This is a genomic window from Corynebacterium sp. p3-SID1194, assembly GCF_025144155.1.
Lineage (GTDB): Bacteria > Actinomycetota > Actinomycetes > Mycobacteriales > Mycobacteriaceae > Corynebacterium.
Genome location: NZ_JALXWY010000019.1, coordinates 1 through 17,265, shown reverse-complemented (window position 1 = coordinate 17,265; position 17,265 = coordinate 1). Strand labels below are relative to the sequence as shown.

Annotated in this window: 19 protein-coding genes, 1 other RNA gene and 1 riboswitch; of the genes, 12 read left to right on the top strand and 8 right to left on the bottom strand. The window is 63.3% G+C overall.

Annotation, left to right across the window (positions count from 1 at the left end; all coding sequences use genetic code 11):
• Nucleotides 1–51: 51 nt before the first annotated feature.
• Genes M3G19_RS10180 through M3G19_RS10165 form a run of 4 tightly spaced genes read right to left on the bottom strand, consistent with a single transcriptional unit; the run spans nucleotide 52 to nucleotide 2,592 of the window.
• Nucleotides 52–837: a thiazole synthase gene (locus tag M3G19_RS10180; RefSeq protein WP_259902519.1), complete on the bottom strand. Its 786-nt coding sequence runs from the start codon at nucleotides 835–837 to the stop codon at nucleotides 52–54.
• A 2-nt stretch (nucleotides 838–839) separates the two neighbouring features.
• On the bottom strand, nucleotides 840–1,040 hold the full coding sequence (gene thiS, locus M3G19_RS10175) for a sulfur carrier protein ThiS (protein WP_259902518.1): 201 nt from the start codon (nucleotides 1,038–1,040) through the stop codon (nucleotides 840–842).
• Nucleotides 1,040–2,122, bottom strand: coding sequence for a glycine oxidase ThiO (gene thiO, locus M3G19_RS10170; RefSeq protein WP_259902516.1), 1,083 nt, complete (start codon nucleotides 2,120–2,122; stop codon nucleotides 1,040–1,042). The genes thiS and thiO overlap by 1 nt, the downstream gene beginning before the upstream one ends.
• Nucleotides 2,119–2,592: a hypothetical protein gene (locus tag M3G19_RS10165; protein WP_259902514.1), complete on the bottom strand. Its 474-nt coding sequence runs from the start codon at nucleotides 2,590–2,592 to the stop codon at nucleotides 2,119–2,121. Before M3G19_RS10165 ends, thiO begins: the two co-directional genes overlap by 4 nt.
• A 79-nt stretch (nucleotides 2,593–2,671) precedes the next feature.
• Here M3G19_RS10165 and M3G19_RS10160 point away from each other — a divergent pair, with 79 nt between their 5' ends.
• From M3G19_RS10160 to M3G19_RS10145, 4 genes are all read left to right on the top strand, one after another.
• On the top strand, nucleotides 2,672–3,046 hold the full coding sequence (locus M3G19_RS10160) for an ectoine synthase (protein ID WP_259902513.1): 375 nt from the start codon (nucleotides 2,672–2,674) through the stop codon (nucleotides 3,044–3,046).
• Between the two features lie 2 nt (nucleotides 3,047–3,048).
• Entirely contained in the window at nucleotides 3,049–3,657 is a 609-nt protein-coding gene (locus M3G19_RS10155) for a cation transporter (protein ID WP_259902512.1), read from the top strand.
• Nucleotides 3,658–3,715: 58 nt separating this feature from the next.
• Nucleotides 3,716–4,936 carry an Nramp family divalent metal transporter gene (locus M3G19_RS10150; RefSeq protein ID WP_259902511.1) on the top strand — a complete coding sequence of 407 codons (1,221 nt, stop codon included), beginning with the start codon at nucleotides 3,716–3,718 and terminating at the stop codon, nucleotides 4,934–4,936.
• A 405-nt stretch (nucleotides 4,937–5,341) separates the two neighbouring features.
• Nucleotides 5,342–6,619: an HNH endonuclease signature motif containing protein gene (locus tag M3G19_RS10145; RefSeq protein WP_259902510.1), complete on the top strand. Its 1,278-nt coding sequence runs from the start codon at nucleotides 5,342–5,344 to the stop codon at nucleotides 6,617–6,619.
• Here M3G19_RS10145 and M3G19_RS10140 read toward each other — a convergent pair.
• Entirely contained in the window at nucleotides 6,616–7,266 is a 651-nt protein-coding gene (locus tag M3G19_RS10140) for a thiamine phosphate synthase (protein ID WP_259902509.1), read from the bottom strand. The two genes, M3G19_RS10145 and M3G19_RS10140, sit on opposite strands and share 4 nt — an antisense overlap.
• A 73-nt stretch (nucleotides 7,267–7,339) precedes the next feature.
• Between M3G19_RS10140 and M3G19_RS10135 the strand changes: the two genes are divergently transcribed.
• Nucleotides 7,340–8,167, top strand: a complete 828-nt coding sequence (locus tag M3G19_RS10135; RefSeq protein ID WP_259902508.1) for a S1 family peptidase — start codon at nucleotides 7,340–7,342, stop codon at nucleotides 8,165–8,167.
• On the opposite strand, the gene hisN is transcribed toward M3G19_RS10135, so the two are convergent.
• From hisN to thiC, 3 genes are all read right to left on the bottom strand, one after another.
• Complete coding sequence (hisN, locus tag M3G19_RS10130; RefSeq protein ID WP_259902507.1) at nucleotides 8,164–8,946, bottom strand: histidinol-phosphatase; 783 nt, start codon at nucleotides 8,944–8,946, stop codon at nucleotides 8,164–8,166. The genes M3G19_RS10135 and hisN overlap by 4 nt on opposite strands.
• Nucleotides 8,939–9,757: an inositol monophosphatase family protein gene (locus M3G19_RS10125; protein ID WP_259902506.1), complete on the bottom strand. Its 819-nt coding sequence runs from the start codon at nucleotides 9,755–9,757 to the stop codon at nucleotides 8,939–8,941. The genes hisN and M3G19_RS10125 overlap by 8 nt, the downstream gene beginning before the upstream one ends.
• Entirely contained in the window at nucleotides 9,757–11,544 is a 1,788-nt protein-coding gene (thiC, locus tag M3G19_RS10120) for a phosphomethylpyrimidine synthase ThiC (RefSeq protein WP_259902505.1), read from the bottom strand. The genes M3G19_RS10125 and thiC overlap by 1 nt, the downstream gene beginning before the upstream one ends.
• Nucleotides 11,542–11,658, bottom strand: a riboswitch (TPP riboswitch). (Overlaps the previous gene by 3 nt.)
• A 66-nt stretch (nucleotides 11,659–11,724) precedes the next feature.
• Between thiC and prfB the strand changes: the two genes are divergently transcribed.
• The 7 genes from prfB (at nucleotide 11,725) to M3G19_RS10085 (ending at nucleotide 17,031) form a co-directional block, all read left to right on the top strand.
• Nucleotides 11,725–12,831 carry a peptide chain release factor 2 gene (gene prfB / locus M3G19_RS10115; RefSeq protein WP_259902504.1) on the top strand — a complete coding sequence of 369 codons (1,107 nt, stop codon included), beginning with the start codon at nucleotides 11,725–11,727 and terminating at the stop codon, nucleotides 12,829–12,831.
• 83 nt (nucleotides 12,832–12,914) lie between these two features.
• Complete coding sequence (ftsE, locus tag M3G19_RS10110) at nucleotides 12,915–13,607, top strand: cell division ATP-binding protein FtsE (RefSeq protein ID WP_259902503.1); 693 nt, start codon at nucleotides 12,915–12,917, stop codon at nucleotides 13,605–13,607.
• Nucleotides 13,608–13,610: 3 nt separating this feature from the next.
• Entirely contained in the window at nucleotides 13,611–14,513 is a 903-nt protein-coding gene (ftsX, locus tag M3G19_RS10105; RefSeq protein WP_259902502.1) for a permease-like cell division protein FtsX, read from the top strand.
• Nucleotides 14,514–14,523: 10 nt separating this feature from the next.
• The gene (gene smpB, locus M3G19_RS10100) at nucleotides 14,524–15,012 is read left to right on the top strand and encodes an SsrA-binding protein SmpB (RefSeq protein WP_210574067.1); all 489 of its coding nucleotides are present in this window, start codon (nucleotides 14,524–14,526) and stop codon (nucleotides 15,010–15,012) included.
• Nucleotides 15,009–15,656, top strand: a complete 648-nt coding sequence (locus tag M3G19_RS10095) for an SDR family oxidoreductase (RefSeq protein WP_259902501.1) — start codon at nucleotides 15,009–15,011, stop codon at nucleotides 15,654–15,656. The genes smpB and M3G19_RS10095 overlap by 4 nt, the downstream gene beginning before the upstream one ends.
• 70 nt (nucleotides 15,657–15,726) lie before the next feature.
• Nucleotides 15,727–16,108, top strand: a transfer-messenger RNA (tmRNA) gene (gene ssrA, locus M3G19_RS10090).
• A gap of 92 nt (nucleotides 16,109–16,200) precedes the next feature.
• A complete protein-coding gene (locus M3G19_RS10085; protein ID WP_259902500.1) occupies nucleotides 16,201–17,031 on the top strand; it encodes an ABC transporter substrate-binding protein in 831 nt (276 codons plus the stop codon).
• Nucleotides 17,032–17,265: the final 234 nt, after the last annotated feature.

Below are 17,265 nucleotides of genomic sequence, written 5' to 3'. Positions count from 1 at the left end.
GGACTCCTTCAATTAGGCAGTGATGGTCGTCACAGTCCACTATTAGCAGAATTACAGGACCTGGTCAGCCCAACTGGCTAATCCCTCAAAGCTTGACGAGGCCACTGCGTGCTCCCTCTTCGGAATCCGCCCTGCACTGCGTGCGAGCATGCCGCCTTCCACAGCCAGGCGCATTGCTCGTGCCATGGCTTCAGGGTCCTGGCAGCGGTTGACGGCGCTGGCCAGCAGCACACCGTCGCAGCCGAGCTCCATCGCCAGCGCGGCATCCGAGGCAGTGCCGACGCCCGCGTCGATGAGGATGGGCACTTCCGCGCGGGAGCAGATCAGCTCGATATTATGCGGGTTCAGGATTCCCAGGCCGGTGCCGATGGGGGAGCCGAGCGGCATGACGGCGGCAGCACCCAAGTCCTCGAGCTTCTTCGCCGCCACCGGATCGTCGGAGGTATAGGCGAGGACAGTGAATCCTTCGTCGATAAGCAGCTCACACGCGTCGACCGTTTCCACGACGTCCGGCAGGAGCGTGTGGTCGTCGGCGATGACCTCGAGTTTCACCCAGTCGGTGCCCAGCGCCTCCCGCGCGAGCTTCGCCGTGATCACCGCATCGCGTGCCGTGCGGCAGCCCGCGGTATTCGGCAGTGGCGCAATATTCAGGCGGTTCAGCAAATCGAAGACGGATTCGCCTGCGCTGTCCTGCTTCGCGGCGAAACGGCGCATCGCCACCGTGGTCAGCTCGGTGCCTGAGGCGACCAGTGCGCGCTCGAGCATGTCCTGCGAGCTCGCCCCGCCGGTGCCCATGATCAGGTGCGAGTCGAATTTCTTGCCAGCGATTTCCAGCATCGCTAGCCTCCCTGCACGGCGGTGAGGATGTCTACCTTCGCGCCGTCGTCAAGCTTTGTCGTCTCCCACTCGGAGCGCGGAACGACATCGCCGTTCACCGCGACGGCCGTGCCCGCGGGTACCTCGCCGAGGCGCTCGCGCAGAAGCTTATCGACGCTTCCTGCCTCCGTCGTGATTTCTTCATCGTTGACGATCAGCTGCATTAGTTCCTCCTTGAATGACGCAGGGGATCACAGGCTTCCAACTCTACGGGTGGCTGTGCACCTTCGACCAGCGCGGCCCCGCACTTCGCGCCCATGGCGGCGAGCAGAATGCCGTGGCGGAAATAGCCGGTGGACACCACCACGCGGTCGCTGACACGGCCGAGATACGGCAGGTCGTCCGGCGAACCGGGGCGCGCGCCGACGTGCGTTTCGATGAAATCGCAATCCTCGATGCCGGGCACGATCTCGCTGGCGTCGCGCAGCAGTTGCAGCACGCCGCTCGCCTGCGGTTGCGCCCGATCGTCCTCGCGCGTCGTCGCCCCGATCGTGAGCGTGCCGTCCTCACGCGGAATCAGGTAAATCGGCCGGTCTTCGACGAAACCGCGAATCACATGGTCGATCAACGGCCGCTGATGCTCCGGCACACGCAGCTCCACCATGTCGCCGTAGACCGGCCTAAGTTTCAGCGGGTTCTCGCCGTCGAACCAGCCCGTCGTCTCGCGCGCGCCGAGCCCGTTGGCCAGCACGACCTGCTCGGCATCGACGTCGTTGACATCGCTCACGGCCTCCGCAACGAACTCGACTCCGGCGTTGGCGCACGCATCCTGCAAAGCGGTAGCGAATAGCCGCGGACGGACCTGGTGGTCGCCGGGAATATGGACGGCACCGCTTATCGACGGCGCCAGCGCCCCCTCCAGCTTCCTTGCCTCCCGCGTAGTGACTCTCTCCGTGGTCATCCCGTGGAGCTCCTGGTAGACCTGCAATTCCTCCAGGTGCGTCTTATCCGCGCGGTCTTTCGCCACCACCAGCGTTCCGTCAGTGCGGTAGCCGGTGGGGGAGTCCGTGTACTTCTGTGTGAGCTCGATCAGCTCCGGGTACCACTTTCCCGCCGCGATCATCAGCGGAAACAGCGGGTCCTGCTTGTACACCACCTCTGCCGCCGGTGCGAGCATGCCGCCCGCATGCCAGGTCGCGCCGCTGGCAGGCTCCGGGTCGTAGACCGTGACTAAGTGGCCGCCGTCGGCGAGACGAAGCGCCGTCGATAAGCCGATAATGCCCCCGCCGATTACTGCAACCTTCATGCTTTCCTTCTTTGCTGCCATTTATCGATCGCCCACCAGAACAACGGAATGAAAGCGACCGCGATGATCCAGTAGATCAACCAGAAACTGCCCGCAAGACCCGTGAGCGTGATCATCGCCGCCAAAATCACGATCGTGATCACGCATGCGATGACACAACGGGTGAGGTCGAATCCCTTGCCGCTCACGTCCGAAGTGCCACGCCACTTGTGGTCCATTGCCTGGATGAGGTCCTTGCCAAAAGCGATGGCGAAAACTGCATAGAACGCGCCGAGCCCATGAAAGAAATTTGCCCAGCGCATGTCCGCGATGCTCCAAAACGTGTAGATGAGTAGCACGAAATTGATCGGGATGGTGGCTACCAGCAGGGCGTATCCCGTTTTTGGGAGCCTGAACACGTAGCGCAGAATCATCCCGCCGAACAAGCAGAGCCAGTACGCGACCTCCGCGAGAATGATGGCAAGGATCATGATCCCGACCATACGCGCCTCGCGGAAACCGAAATTCCTTTAGCGTGGATAGAGCAACCGATTTAGTTAAGGAGAGACTATGTTTATTCGTTCCCGTGACGATGTCGAGACTGTTGAGTGGGGTGGCGGCACCTCCGAGCGCCTGCTGACCGCCAAGGACAATATGGGTTATGCCGTTGCTCACACCGTCGTGCGTGCCGGCACCGAGTCGAAGCTGCAGTACCGCAACCACCTCGAGGCCTGCTACTGCATCGGCGGCTCCGGCGAGGTCGAAGACACCGAGGGCAATGTCTACCCGATCACCCCGGGCACCATCTACGTCCTCGACGAGCACGACGCCCACTACCTGCGCGGTGGCAAGGATGAGGACCTGATCCTGGTCTCCGTGTTCAACCCGGCGATCACCGGCGACGAGAAGCACTCCCTGTCTGAGGACGGGTTCAGCAGCTACTAGCCATGACTGAACAGCGTATTCGCCGCGCCGTTCTGATCGTGGCGCTGCTGAACTTCGGCTATTTCTTCGTCGAGTTCGCAGCGGCCATCGCGATCGGATCGGCGTCTCTTTTTGCCGACTCGGCGGACTTCCTTGAGGACACCGCCATCAACATGCTCGTGTTCTTTGCGGTGGCGTGGTCGGCGGCGCGCCGTCGTAAAGCGGGCTCCGTGCTCGCCGCCTTGATCTTGATCCCCGCGATCGCCGCGATCGTGACCGTCGTGCTCAAAATCATGAACCCGGAGCCGCCGTCGCCTGAGGGTTTGACCGGTGTCGCCGTCGGCGCGCTCGTGGTCAACCTGATCTGCGCCGTGATCCTGCTGCGCCTGCGCAACGAAGGGTCCTCGCTGGCCACCGGCGCATGGCTTGCCGCGCGTAACGACGCCCTCGCGAATGTCCTCATCATCGTCGCCGGCCTGCTCACCTTTGTGTGGGCTACCGCCTGGTTCGACATCATCGTCGGCGCGATCATCGCCGCCGTGAACCTGTCTGCCGCCAAGGAAGTGTGGGAGGAAGCCCGCGAGGAACACGACTCGGTCGAGGAAGCTTTCGTGGATATGGAAGACTGCTGACACTTTCTCACATAAAGTGATGTGGAGCACATGTCACTAGCGATAGGAGACAGGTCTCATGTCCACCGCCAAGAAACAACGCTCCGCATGGCTCGGCCCCGGGCTACTCATCAGTGCCTCATTCATCGGGCCGGGCACCGTCACCACCGCCACAGTCACTGGCGCAAGCTTCGGCTTCGCGCTGAGCTGGGCAATCGTGTTTTCCATCATCGCCACAATCATCCTGCAGGAAATGTCCGCCCGCCTGGGATTGATGGGCAAAATCAGCACGGGCGAAGCGATGCGCGCGACCTTCGAATCGCCCGTGGCCAAGCTCTTCATGATCGTGCTCATTGTCACGGCTATCGGCATCGGCGGCGCGGCGTATGCGGGTGGCGACACGACGGGCACAGCCCTCGCGCTTAGCGACGTGACCCACCTTCCAGTCCCCGTCCTCTCCGGCATCATCGTCGCTGTGCTCGTCCTGCTGCTGCTCACTGGAAGTTATAAATTCTTCGAGCGCTTCATGACTTTGCTGGTGATCATTCTTGTCGGCGTCTTCCTTGTCACCGCTGTGGCCGTGAAGCCCGATGTTGGCGCGCTTCTCCACGGCATCTTCGTTCCCGAGGTGCCCGCTGGCGCCGCCCTGACTGCCATCGCTCTGATCGGCACCACGGTCGTTCCGTACAACGTTTTCCTCCATTCCAACCTGGTGCAGGAGAAATGGGGCGATGAACCGCAAGGCCTCGCTATGAAGAAGGCGCGCGTGGACAACGTCGTCTCGATTTCCATCGGCGGCCTGATCACGCTGGCCATTCTCACCACCGCCGCGACCGTGGTGTTCAGTCAGGGTTTGGAGGCTGAGTCTGCCGCCGACCTCGCCGAGCCCCTTCGCCCCATGCTTGGCGACGCCGCCCCCTGGGTCCTTGCCATCGGCCTCTTTGCCGCCGGCATGACCTCTGCCGTCGCCGGCCCTCTTGGCGCCGCCTACGCCATCTGCGGAGTCATGGGCTGGTCCCGCGACCTGAAAGACAACAAATTCCGCGCCATCTACCTCACTGTCGTCATCGTCGGCGCCATCATCGCTATCACCGGTGTCAACCCAGTGCAGGTCATCATCCTTGCCCAGGCCGCCAACGGCATCCTCCTGCCCGGTGTCGCCTTCTTCCTGCTTTACACCATGAACAACAAGAAGCTCCTCGGCGATCACGTCAACGGCTTGGCGACCAACATCATCGGCGGCATCATTTTCGTGATTACCGTCGTCCTTGGAGGCATGACGCTTATCGACTTGTTCTAGTGCTCTAGGGGCGTTTGCAAATCTGCAGGGACTCCGCAGTGCGGAGTTGGCGCTGGCGTCGGTAGGCGTTTGTAAATCTGCAGGGACTCCGCAGTGCGGAGTTGGGGCGGCGCTGGCGTCGATAAGCGCTTTGCAAACGTGCAGGAACTCCGCAGTGTGGAGTTGGGGGCGGTGCAGGCGTCGGTAGGTGATTGAGAAACCGCAGGGACTCCGCAGTGCGGAGTTTTAGGGGCTGCATGTCTGCGTTTAAAGGGGTTGTTTGGGGCGTCGATAAGCGCTTTGCAAACGTGCAGGAACTCCGCACTGCGGAGTCTCTGACCAGGCATGTTCGAACGCTTGTGCGAGTGTGTCCAAGTCGTTTTGTATGGTTCGTTTAACAAAAGCAAACAACCATTGGGGGGAATCATGTTGGTGATGGAAGCGGAGTCCGAGCTGAGGGCTGAAGTGCTGGCCGAAGAGATTGTTGATAGGTATCGCTCGATGATGCGTTCGAAGGCTGGTCTCTTGGAGATGATCGGGGAGTTCGACCGTCGCGGTCTCGCCCAGGAATGTGGGGCGTCCAGCACGGCGACGTGGCTGATGCGCCGTCTGGGGATCTCTGAGTCGTCGGCGCACGAGTATGTGTACGTGGCGCGGCAGCTGCTGAATTTTCCGTATCTGGCGGAGATGTTCGCAGCGGGGAATTTGAGCTACTCGGCGCTGCGGCTGTTGCTCAAGTATCTCACGCCTGAGAATGAGGTTGAGCTGGTGGAAAAGGGGATGGAGCTGGGGCATAACGGCCTGGAATGCGCGCTGGCCGGACGTGAAAAGGCCGGCGATGATAAGCCGAAAAAGGAGTACTACCTGCGGATGGCGAAGGAAGATGACGGGGACCTGACGCTTTGGGCGCGGCTCAATCACGTCGACGGGGATGCCTTCTGCGCCGCGCTGAAGATCGGGCATCTCGCATTCGCGGCGAGCGAGGAGGAGCTGAGTTCGCTCATCGGGGAGGACGGATACGTCGACCCGGCCAAGCTGGATGCCCTCATCAAGGCGAAGGAGGAGGAAGAAGAGAAGATGCAGGCCAAGAAGGACGTTTCGGGCTTCGGTTTGCCGACGGGGCGTGCGATGGTCCACGCGCTGATGGGCATGGTCAACGCGGTCAGGTCGCAACCGCAGAGCAAGCTCCGGGCGCCGGGCGCGCAGGTCAGCGTGATGGCGACATTGGATGGCCGAGCGTACCTTCCCAATAATGCCGGGGTGGCATCGGAGGGGCTGGCGAACCTCGTGGCCAATGCGCTGGTGCGCCTGGACACGGTCGATGACCGCGGATTGATCATCAACGCGGGGCGTTCGACGCGTTTGGCAACGGATGGGCAGATCCGCTCCCTGTTGGGAATGTGGGGCGGGCAGTGCGCGATGCCGGGATGCACGCACACGCGCTTCATGGAATTCCACCACATGCAGGAGTGGGCCAATGGCGGCCTGACGGACATGGACAACCTCATCCCGCTGTGCTCCGCGTGCCACTCGCTGGTCACGGAGGGCTACGCCGAAATCACCCGTCACGGAGACGAGATCGTCTTCGACTTCGGGGACGGCAGCCGCTACGTGTCCTACAACCACTCGCTGCCGGTCAGGAACGACTCCTACGTGATGCCGAAGGCGGAGAAGCGCGGATGTGCCGACAGTTTCGCGAGTTAGCTGCGGCCGCGGTCGACGCTGGCCACCACGCGCTCAACGTAGTCGCGCGGATCCTCGGCATTCATGATGCCGCGGACGATGGCGACGCCGTCGACGCCGGTGCGGGCGAGGTTCTCGGCATCGTCGACGGTGACATCGCCGATGGCGACGATGGGCAGCTCCGATGCTGCGACGAGGGCGGGGTAGCCGTCGAGGCCCAGGGGAGCGCGGCCCGAGTCCTTGGTCGGGGTGTCGCGGAAGGGGCCGGCACCGATGTAGTCAATGACGTCGGAGAAGTCGTTGGCGGCTTCGACCAGCTCCAGGGTGCCGGTGGTCAGGCCGATGATGGCATCGGGGCCGAGCAGGTCGCGAGCGATGCGGGGGTTCAGATCGTCCTGGCCGATGTGGATACCGGCGACACCGTGAGGGGCGAGGGCGAGGGCGACGTCAACGCGGTCGTCGATAAGCACGCGTGTGGCGGGGTTGACCTCGTGCACGGCGGTGACCACGGACAAACTGAGGTCGTACAGATCGCGTGCGCTGATGGGTTTGCTGCGCACCTGGATGATGCCGGCACCACCCTGGGCGGCAGCACGGGCGGTCTCCACGATCTGGTCGGGGGCACCGGCGCCGGTGACGAAATAGCAGCGGAGGTCGAGTTCGGTCATGTGCGCCATTGTAGGGACACACCCGTACGGTACGGTTTGTCTATTCAGATCCTCTGGGAGAAGGGACGACCACATGAAGATCCGGGCTTTGGCGGCAGCGGCGTTAGCTGCGCTGGCTCTGGTAGCTGCACCACAGGCGACTGCGCAGGTCGACCCGAACTACCAGTGGCGAACGGACCCGGCGGCAAAGGTGCTGGCGGGCAAGCCGTTCGCGCCGGGTGTGCTGCACCGCGTGCCGGGCTCGTGGTTCGACGCACAGCGGGCGAATCCGGGTGCGAAGCATGCGGCGTCGCGCGGGCGTGCGCTGTACGGCCCGGGCGCGCCGATCTACGTCGGGTTGTACGGTATGTGCACGGTCGCGGCGGTCGGCACCGACGGGGCGGGGCGCAAGGTAGCGCTCACCGCGGGGCACTGCGGCAACGTCGGCGACCAGGTGGTCGCGTCAGATTCGTTCGCGGCGGGCCCGACGGGCCGGGTCGCGCGGAAGAACGGGGCGATGGACTACGCGGTCATCGAACTCGGCCCGCGCGCGGACCTGACGGCGAGTTACAACGGCACGACGATCCGCTCGACGGGCGGGTCGGTGCGCACCGGCGACCAGCTGTGCAAGAACGGCTACGCGTCGGGTGTGACCTGCGGAATCAACTGGATGACGGACGGCGTGCGCCAGCAGTCGCAGGTCTGCGCGATGGCGGGCGATTCGGGCGCGCCGCTGTATTCCGGCACGCGCCTAGTCGGGCTGGTCAACGGCTCCTCGATCCCGCGGAATGCGAACCTGCAGTGCATGAGCCCGCTGCAGGGGCCGATCCACTCGCCGACGGTGTCCACGAGCATCGACGCGATCATCCGCGACCTCAACGCCGCGCCGGGCGTGGGCAACGGCTTCCGCCTGGCGCGCTAGCTGAGGCGGCCGAGCACCTCGTCGTGCAGCAGGCCGTTAGTGGCCACGGCATCGCCGCCGTGCGGGCCGTCCTCGCCAGCAAGCGAGGTGAAGCGGCCGCCGGCCTCAGTCACGAGGACGGACAGGGCGGCCAGGTCCCAGAGGGAGACTTCGGGTTCGGCGGCAATGTCCACGGCGCCCTCGGCGACCAGGCAGTAGGAGAAGAAATCGCCGTAGCCGCGCAGGCGCCACGCATCGTCGGTGAGCGAAATCAGCTGGTCACGCAACCCGCGGTCGCGCCAGCCGCTCAAGGAAGAGATGCTTATCGACGCATCCTCCAGCCCCGCAACCCCCGAGACCCCCAGCCGGGTGACGCTGCCGTCAGCGAATGTGCGCCACGCACCGGCGGCCTCACTGGCATACCAGCGGCGTGCCAGGGCAGGGGCGCTGATGACGCCGACGACGGGTTTGCCGTCCTCAAGCAGGGAGATGAGTGTCGCCCACACGGGCACGCCGCGGACGAAATTCTTGGTGCCGTCGATCGGGTCGATGACCCATTGGCGGCCGGAGAACTGCACATCGCCACCGAATTCTTCGCCGAGGACGGCGTCGGCGGGGCGGGCGGTGCCGAGCTTGTCGCGCAGCGCGCCCTCGACTGCCACATCGGCGTCGGAAACGGGGGTCATGTCGGGCTTCGTTTCCACCTTCAGGTCGGCGGATTCGAAGCGCTCGAGGGTTATTGCGTCGGCAAGCTCAGCCAGTTCGAGGGCGAGGGCGAGGTCGTCGGAGTAGTTAGCCATGCTGTTCAAGCTTAGCCAGCACTTCGTCGACGAGCTGGCGGTTTCCGGCAACGCACCATGTGACCCCACCGGCATCGGATTTCACGGCCTTGCCGCCGGCAGCCTCGACGAGTGCTTTGCCGGGCAGCCAATCCCAGTCGGCGACAGAGTGCTGCAGCCAGCCGCCGATCCCGCCGGAAGCGACGGTCGCCAGATCGATGGAGCCGGCGCCGAACATCCGCACGGTGGCAGCACAGTTTGTGGCGTCCAGCCACGCGTTCCGGATGGCCTCGTCTTTCATCGACGTGGGGTGGAGGTAGGTGGCGAGCGCCAGGTGGGGCAACGGGGCGTCGATAAGCTGCTCAAGCGTGCGGCCGTTCCGTGTCGCGGTGCCGTTGTCTGCGACCCACGTCGTGGCGAGCGCTGGGCGGTGAATCGCGCTGGTCAGAATGCGTGCGGGGTCGCTGGCCTCGCCCTCGACGAGCGCGAGCGCGGAGCAGAAATAATCGGAGCCCGACGCGAAGTTGTACGTGCCGTCCACCGGGTCGATCACCCACGTGCGCCCGCTTGTCGACGTCTTCGCTGCGCCCTCTTCTCCCACGATTCCGTCCTCGGGGCGCAGGGCGTCGAGTGCTCCCGCGACGAAGTCCTCGGCTGCTGTGTCGGCGTTGGTGACAACGTCGGACACCGAGGTCTTTTGGCCGGTCTCGAGCCCTTCGTCGCGCATGCTCAGCGCCAGGCCCCCGGCTGTCTCGACGAGGGCTTGTGCGAGCTCGGCGTCAGTGGAATTGCGGTGCGAATCAATGAAAGCTGCGGTAGACACAGCCGCCATTATTCCTGAACGTAGACATTCGAGCCGAGCTTGTGGAATTCCTTGGCCATTTCGCGCTCGCCGCGGCGGTAGTCGGTGCCGCCGGCGAAGCTTGGGATACCCAGATCGGCGATGAGCTTCTTGTTCTTGTCGTCCAGGGCCTCGTCGATCGCGTCGCCGAATTCGTCGCGAATGTCCTGGCTGATGCGCATCGAGCAGAACTTCGGGCCGCACATCGAGCAGAAGTGCGCCGTCTTGGCGGGCTCGGCGGGCAGCGTCTCGTCGTGGTACGCCTGCGCGGTCTCTGGGTCGAGGGAGAGTGCGAACTGGTCGTGCCAGCGGAATTCGAAGCGGGCCTTGCTCATCGCGTCGTCCCAATCGCGCGCACCCGGGTGGCCCTTCGCCACGTCGGCGGCGTGAGCGGCGATCTTGTAGGTGATCACACCGGTTTTCACATCGTCCTTATTCGGCAGGCCGAGGTGCTCTTTCGGGGTGACGTAGCAGAGCATCGCGGTGCCGCCCATGGCGATATTCGCGGCGCCGATCGCGGAAGTGATGTGGTCGTAGCCGGGCGCGATATCGGTGACCAAGGGGCCGAGAGTGTAGAAGGGGGCGCCGCCGCACCATTCTTCTTCCTTCTCGTTGTTGACCTGAATCATGTTCAGCGGGACGTGGCCGGGGCCTTCGATCATCACCTGAACATCGTGGTCCCACGCGCGCTTGCACAACTCGCCAATGGTTTTGAGCTCCGCGAACTGAGCGGCGTCGTTGGCATCGGCGACGGAGCCGGGGCGCAGGCCGTCGCCAAGCGAGAATGCGATGTCGTACTGGGCGAAAATCTCGCACAGCTCGTCGAAATTCTCGTAGAGGAAGGACTCCTTGTGGTGGGCGAGGCACCAGCCGGCCATGATCGAGCCGCCGCGGGAGACGATGCCGGTGACGCGCTTGGAGGTCAGCGGGACGTACGGCAGGCGAACACCCGCGTGGACGGTCATGTAGTCGACGCCCTGCTCAGCCTGCTCGATGACTGTGTCGCGGAAGATCTCCCACGTCAGGTCCTCGGCGACGCCGCCGACCTTCTCCAGCGCCTGGTAGATCGGCACGGTGCCGATCGGGACAGGGGAGTTGCGCAGGATCCACTCGCGGGTGGTGTGGATGTCGTTGCCGGTGGACAGGTCCATCACGGTGTCCGCGCCCCAGCGGGTGGCCCAGCGCAGCTTGTCCACTTCCTCGCGGATCGAAGAAGTGACCGCGGAATTGCCGATATTGGCATTGATCTTGGTCAAAAACGCATTGCCGATGATCATCGGCTCGGACTCCGGGTGGTTGATGTTGTTCGGAATGATCGCGCGGCCGGCGGCGACTTCCTCGCGGACCTTCTCCGGGTCGCAGTGCTCGCGCAGCGCGACAAAGCGCATCTCCGGGGTGATCTCGCCCCGTCGCGCATACGCCATCTGCGTGACACGCTTGCCGTCCTTCGCGCGCAGGGTCGGGCGGGTCGCGCCACGCCATTCCTCGCTGGCCGCGCCGCGCTTCATTGCGCGGGTGCCGTCGTCCTCGAGGTTCCGTGCGCGGCCCTTGTATGCTTCCACGTCCTCGCGCTCGGCGATCCACTCGCTGCGCAGGTCCGGCAGACCTTCCTCCGGCTCGGCCCACGGGCCGCGGGTGCGGTACACGCGGAACGGCTCATTCGGCCCGGTCGGGGAATCGTCCAGCTCAATCGCAGTTTCCGGAACTTCAAGCCCGTCTTCGAGAATCGGGGCGTACGAGTGCTTCGGGTGGATTTCAGACGCGTAAATATCAGCCATCGGCTGCTCCTTACTTCCTTCGCTGGTGCTAACCAAACAGGTTCGGACGGTGCTCGCACGGCTATGTCTCAGTGCGATCTCAGCCCGCTGCCGCGGGCGCCCGTGTGGGTGCGCCACACAGTGTAGGTCGTCTGGCGGCGGTTCGAAGGCGATTTACGAAGTCCACTAGACTTCGCACGTATGCAGCCAGAGACCAGCAACCGGATCCAGTCCCTCGACTCAACCCTGACCACCATCGAGTCGGTCATGGACCTAGACGAGATGGATTCGCGCGCCCGCGAGCTGGAGCAGCAGGCCGCCGACCCGAGCTTGTGGGACGACCCCGACCACGCGCAGAAAGTGACCACGGAGCTATCCAACGTGCAGGCCAAACTGCGCAAAGTCACGGGCCTCCGCCAGCGTCTCGACGATCTTCCGGTCATGTACGAACTCGCGGAAGAGGAAGGCGACGCATCGCTTGCCGACGACGAACTGGCTGATCTGGGAACCCAGATCTCCGCTCTGGAAGTGACCACGATGCTGTCCGGCGAATACGACGAGCGCGAGGCCGTGGTGAATATCCGCTCCGGCGCTGGCGGTGTCGATGCCGCTGACTGGGCGGAAATGCTCATGCGCATGTACACCCGCTGGGCGGAGAAGAACGGCCACAAGGTCGACGTCTACGACATCTCCTACGCCGAGGAAGCTGGCATCAAGTCCGCGACCTTCGTTGTCCACGGCGAATACATGTACGGCCAGCTCTCTGTGGAGCAGGGCGCGCACCGCCTCGTCCGCATCTCGCCCTTCGACAACCAGGGCCGCCGCCAGACCTCGTTTGCCGAGGTGGAGGTTCTGCCGGTGGTGGAGCAGACCGACCACATCGACATCCCCGACTCCGACATCCGCGTGGACGTCTACCGCTCCTCCGGCCCCGGAGGCCAGTCAGTCAACACCACCGACTCCGCCGTGCGCATCACTCACGAGCCCACCGGCATTGTGGTGACCTGCCAGAACGAGAAGTCCCAGATCCAGAACAAGGCCTCGGCCCTGAACGTCTTGCAGTCCAAGCTCCTGGAACTCAAGCGCCAAGAGGAAAAAGCCGAGCTCGACGCCCTCGGCGCCGGCGGCAACGCCAGCTGGGGCAACCAGATGCGCTCGTACGTCCTGCACCCGTACCAGATGGTCAAAGACTTGCGCACCAACTACGAAGTCGGCGACCCGCAGAAGGTGCTCGACGGCGACCTCGACGGGTTCCTCGAGGCCGGTATCCGCTGGCGCATGGCGGAGCAGCAGGGCGAAGAATCCTAAAATCCTGAACGTCACCTGAATCACCTGCGGTTTCCGCGAGTGGGATTTCCGTGCGGCCCGCGTCTGTCACTAGAGTGGCGCGTGTGATCACTTTCTCGAATGTGACAAAGGTCTACCCGACGTCGACGCGGCCGGCGCTGGACGATATCTCGCTGACGATTGAAAATGGCGAGTTCGTCTTTCTGATCGGCCCGTCGGGCTCGGGCAAGTCGTCGTTTTTGGAGTTGTTGATCCGCGAGGAGAACGTGACCAGCGGAGACATCCACTTCGGCGACTTCCACGTCAACGAGCTGAAGGGCAAGGAGGTGAACAAGCTCCGCCAGTCCATCGGCTATGTCTTCCAGGATTTTCGGCTGCTGCCGAAGCTGAACGTGTACGACAATGTGGCGTTCGCGCTCGAAGTCATCGGTAAGCCCAAGTCGAAGATCAAGAAGCTGGTGCCGGAGGCACTGGAGATCGTCGGCCTGGACGCGAAGGCGAACCGCATGCCGAATGAGCTGTCCGGCGGCGAGCAGCAGCGCGTGGCTATCGCGCGCGCGTTCGTGGACCGTCCGCATCTTTTGCTTGCCGACGAGCCGACGGGCAACCTCGACCCGTCCACCGCCGATGACATCATGGCGCTGCTGGCCCGCATCAACCGCATGGGCACGACCGTGATCATGTCCACGCACAATGCGCGCGCGGTCAACGACATGCGCCAGCGGGTCATTGAACTGCACCTGGGCAAGCTTGTCCGCGACGAGAGCCACGGCGTGTACGGAACTGTGGGGGCATAAGAAATGAACTGGAATTTCATCTTCCGTGAGGGCTTCCGCGGTCTGGGCCGCAACCTCACCATGACGATCGCGCTCATCATCACCACTGCGCTGTCTTTGGCGCTGGTCGGTGCGGGCATTCTCATGTCCAAGGTCACCAGCGAGACGAAGGACCTCTACCTCGACCGTGTGGAAGTGATGGTGGAGCTGAACGAGGAGATCTCGGCGGGGGACAAGGATTGTTCGTCGACAAGCTGTGCGGAAGTGCGCGACAAGCTGCAGGCGGATGACCGCGTCGAGTCCGTGACCTTCCGTAACCGCGAGCAGTCGTACGAGCGTTTCGTGGAGCTGTTCCAGGAATCCGACCCGGTGCTGGTGCAGGAGACCTCGAAGGATTCGATGCCGGCGGCGCTGCACGTGCGGCTGGAGGATCCGACGAATACCGAGCCGATCGACGCCGTGCGCGACATGCCGCAGGTGGAATACGTCGCTGACCAGGCCAGCGATGTCCGCGGTGTGGCTGATTCGCTCGATTCCTTCCGCAATGCGACATTCATCATTGCGGCGGCGCAGGCGCTGGCAGCCGCGTTCTTGATCGCGAATATGGTGCAGCTCGCCGCGTACAGCCGCCGCGAAGAGATCGGCATCATGCGCATGGTGGGCGCGACCCGCTGGTTCACGCAGGCGCCGTTCATTCTTGAGGCGCTGATCTCCGTGTTCATCGGCGCGGTCATCGCCACGGTGGGAGTGTGGGCGATCAAATCGCAGATCGTCGACCCGATGTTGGCCGGCGTGTATGAGAACCTGCTCATCGCGAAGCTTTCCGACGGCGCCGTGTGGACCGTCATGCCGCTCGTCGGCCTCGTCGCGCTTGTTGCATCGGGCCTAGTCGCTCAGGTAGCGTTGCGCTCTTACGTGCGAAAGTAGGAGGTCAGGCATGGCGAAGAAAAAGAAGAAGGACGGTCCGGGCGTCATCGCGTCCAACCGCAAAGCTCGCCATGACTACAACATCCTCGAGACCTACGAGGCCGGTGTCGTCCTGGTGGGGACGGAAATCAAGTCCCTGCGCGACGGCAAGGCATCCCTTGTCGAGGCATTCGCGACCATCGATGACGGCGAAGTCTGGCTCCGTAACCTCCACATCCCCGAATATTCGATGGGGTCGTGGACCAACCACTCGCCGCGGCGCACCCGCAAGCTGTTGCTGCACCGCCGCGAGATCGACACGCTTGAAGGCAAGGTCCGCGACGGTAACCGCACGCTTGTTCCGCTGAAGCTCTACCTCAAAGACGGCCGCGTCAAGGTCGAGCTAGGCCTCGCGCAGGGCAAGCAGGACTATGATCGCCGCCAGGACATCAAGAAACGCACCGAGGACCGCGAAATCGCGCGCGAACTCGGCCGCAAATTCAAGGGGATCAAGGCATGAAAACAGCCCTCATCACCGGCGCTTCCCGCGGCATCGGCCGCGCCATTGCCGAGGAGCTGGGCAAAGACCATCACATTTTGGTGGGGGCGTCGAAGGACGCGAGCGCGGTCGTCGATAAGCTTCCGAGCGCTGAGCCGTTCGAGGTCGACCTGCGCGACGAGCAGGCGATCGTCGAGGCTGCGCGCAAGGTCGAGAATGTCGACGTCGTCGTTCACGCCGCGGGCGTACTGCACAAGGCGCCGTTCGACGAGCTCGACGCCGAGCAGTGGCGCGAGACCATGGACATCAACGTGCTCGCGCCCGTCACCCTCACGCGCGAGCTTTTGCCCGCTTTACGACGATCGCGTGGTCTCCTCATCACCATCAATTCCGGCGCTGGCTTCCACGGTGTCGAAGAAAACACTGCGTACTGCGCCTCCAAATTCGCGCTGCGCGGGTTCACCGATGCCCTCCGCCTGGAGGAAAAAGGGAAGATCCGCGTGACCTCGATCCACCCGGGCCGCACTGACACCGACATGCTCGCCGACCCGAAGCACGGGGATCGCCCGAAGATGGACCCGGTGAACGTCGCTCGCGCTGTCCGCCTCGCTGTGGATGTCGATCCCGACACGGTAGTCGAATTCTTGCGCGTTGCACCTGCTTGACGTGCGGTATTGATCAGCGCTATTGTTATCTCTCCTGCGGTCAATGCATGATCCCGCCGCAGGACGCGAAGGGGATGATGTGGTTTCGACTTCGCCGACTAAACCAGGGGAAGCGTGCCGGTGCAGGCTGGAGACCACCGATTTAAGCGTCGCAGCACTTGATAAACGCAGAGAAGAACTCTCAGCGTGACTACGCCCTCGCTGCCTAAGTAGCGACCGCGTGTCTGTCAGGCCGGGCTCGCTCCCGCCCCGGATCCTGGCATCGACTAGGGAGCTTGCCCTCTCGCCGTGCCGGTGAGGCGCGGAGGGGACACCTTTTCACCGGCTGGGCCCGTCATCCGGACATGTTCGCCTGATCCGGAGGGTCGAGCAGAGATTCTGTGCGAACTGCGCACGGAGAAGCCCTGGTGCAGTGGCGAAGGACCCGGGTTCAATTCCCGGCATCTCCACAAAGCGATGAAACCGCTGGTCAGTAACGGCCGGCGGTTTTGTCGTTTCCGATAAGCTGAGCAGCGATATGAACCGAGCAATTTTTCGGGGAGCCGTGCTCCTCACTTCAGGCGCGTTGCTTACCGCGTGCACAACGCCTGCCAACGAAACGCCGCAGGCGGAAACAACGACTTCTTCTGCTGCTTCCAGCAGCTCCGTGGAGATCGAGGACAACGAGGGGGTCAAGACCGTGCCCGCTGCGCCAAAGCGTGTCGTCGCGCAAGACGCCCGCTCCCGTGAGCTGCTCGAAGGCCTCGGAGTCGAGCTGCAGGATCCGCGCAGCGATGCCGACCTTGTCGTTGCCGGAACTGCAGATGGTGCCGCTGCCGAACGTCCGGATGCGGCGTTTGTCGATCTCACGCCCCGTGACGGCATCCCCCTCGACTGGGAGATGGTTCGGCAGATCCAGGTGCTGGGCACGATCTTCGGCAAAGAAGATGAAGCTGCCGAACTGGACAAGGAGTTCTCCGAAGCGCGTGGCCGCGCCATCGAAGCGCGTTCCGAGAAGTGGACCTTCTCCGCGCTGACCGTCAACGGGGAAGATGTGACCGTTCAGCCGGCCGACGGCGACACGCTCTGGCAGCCGCTATTCGAGATGCTCGAACTCACACCCGCGTTGAAGCCGGAGGATCCCGCGGATATTCCTGCACTGGTGGAGGCAGAGCCGACGTTCCTCTTTGTAACGGAGACTCAGAAAGACATTGCTGCCGACGGGTATGTGCCGGCAATGCGCGCATTCGCCGGAACCGAAGAGTTGAAAGACATCTCCGCATTAGAGGCGGGCCGTGTCTACATTGCACCACTGAACGTGCAGGACACAGCCTCGATCATCTCCTACACGCAGATCTTCAACGAACTAGCGGATCATTGGTCCGACATGGGTTAAGACGTTTCGGCTATCGCATCATTCGTGCTGTTCAAAGGGCACATTTGCATTCTGTAACCACTTAGGGTTAATGTTTTGATCCGTCGCCGCGAGACGTTAAGAACCGGTTAACGGGTCTGAACAGAAGGTGGCGGCGAGAAAAAATTGATATTGCGACAGAGTTGACATCAAATGTCAGCCTAAAGTAATGTCAGACAAGCCGCTAAGGCAGAGGGGCGAAAGTTCCGAAGCCGA

Coding starts and splice junctions, on each gene's coding strand:
- thiS (WP_259902518.1), bottom strand. CDS start 1,040: ATGCAGCTGATCGTCAACGATGAAGAAATCACGACGGAGGCAGGAAGC.
- M3G19_RS10095 (WP_259902501.1), top strand. CDS start 15,009: ATGAAAACAGCCCTCATCACCGGCGCTTCCCGCGGCATCGGCCGCGCC.
- M3G19_RS10160 (WP_259902513.1), top strand. CDS start 2,672: ATGTTTATTCGTTCCCGTGACGATGTCGAGACTGTTGAGTGGGGTGGC.
- ftsX (WP_259902502.1), top strand. CDS start 13,611: ATGAACTGGAATTTCATCTTCCGTGAGGGCTTCCGCGGTCTGGGCCGC.
- M3G19_RS10135 (WP_259902508.1), top strand. CDS start 7,340: ATGAAGATCCGGGCTTTGGCGGCAGCGGCGTTAGCTGCGCTGGCTCTG.
- M3G19_RS10155 (WP_259902512.1), top strand. CDS start 3,049: ATGACTGAACAGCGTATTCGCCGCGCCGTTCTGATCGTGGCGCTGCTG.
- M3G19_RS10140 (WP_259902509.1), bottom strand. CDS start 7,266: ATGACCGAACTCGACCTCCGCTGCTATTTCGTCACCGGCGCCGGTGCC.
- M3G19_RS10145 (WP_259902510.1), top strand. CDS start 5,342: ATGTTGGTGATGGAAGCGGAGTCCGAGCTGAGGGCTGAAGTGCTGGCC.
- M3G19_RS10125 (WP_259902506.1), bottom strand. CDS start 9,757: ATGGCGGCTGTGTCTACCGCAGCTTTCATTGATTCGCACCGCAATTCC.
- thiO (WP_259902516.1), bottom strand. CDS start 2,122: ATGAAGGTTGCAGTAATCGGCGGGGGCATTATCGGCTTATCGACGGCG.
- M3G19_RS10150 (WP_259902511.1), top strand. CDS start 3,716: ATGTCCACCGCCAAGAAACAACGCTCCGCATGGCTCGGCCCCGGGCTA.
- M3G19_RS10180 (WP_259902519.1), bottom strand. CDS start 837: ATGCTGGAAATCGCTGGCAAGAAATTCGACTCGCACCTGATCATGGGC.
- prfB (WP_259902504.1), top strand. CDS start 11,725: ATGCAGCCAGAGACCAGCAACCGGATCCAGTCCCTCGACTCAACCCTG.
- M3G19_RS10165 (WP_259902514.1), bottom strand. CDS start 2,592: ATGATCCTTGCCATCATTCTCGCGGAGGTCGCGTACTGGCTCTGCTTG.
- smpB (WP_210574067.1), top strand. CDS start 14,524: ATGGCGAAGAAAAAGAAGAAGGACGGTCCGGGCGTCATCGCGTCCAAC.
- thiC (WP_259902505.1), bottom strand. CDS start 11,544: ATGGCTGATATTTACGCGTCTGAAATCCACCCGAAGCACTCGTACGCC.
- hisN (WP_259902507.1), bottom strand. CDS start 8,946: ATGGCTAACTACTCCGACGACCTCGCCCTCGCCCTCGAACTGGCTGAG.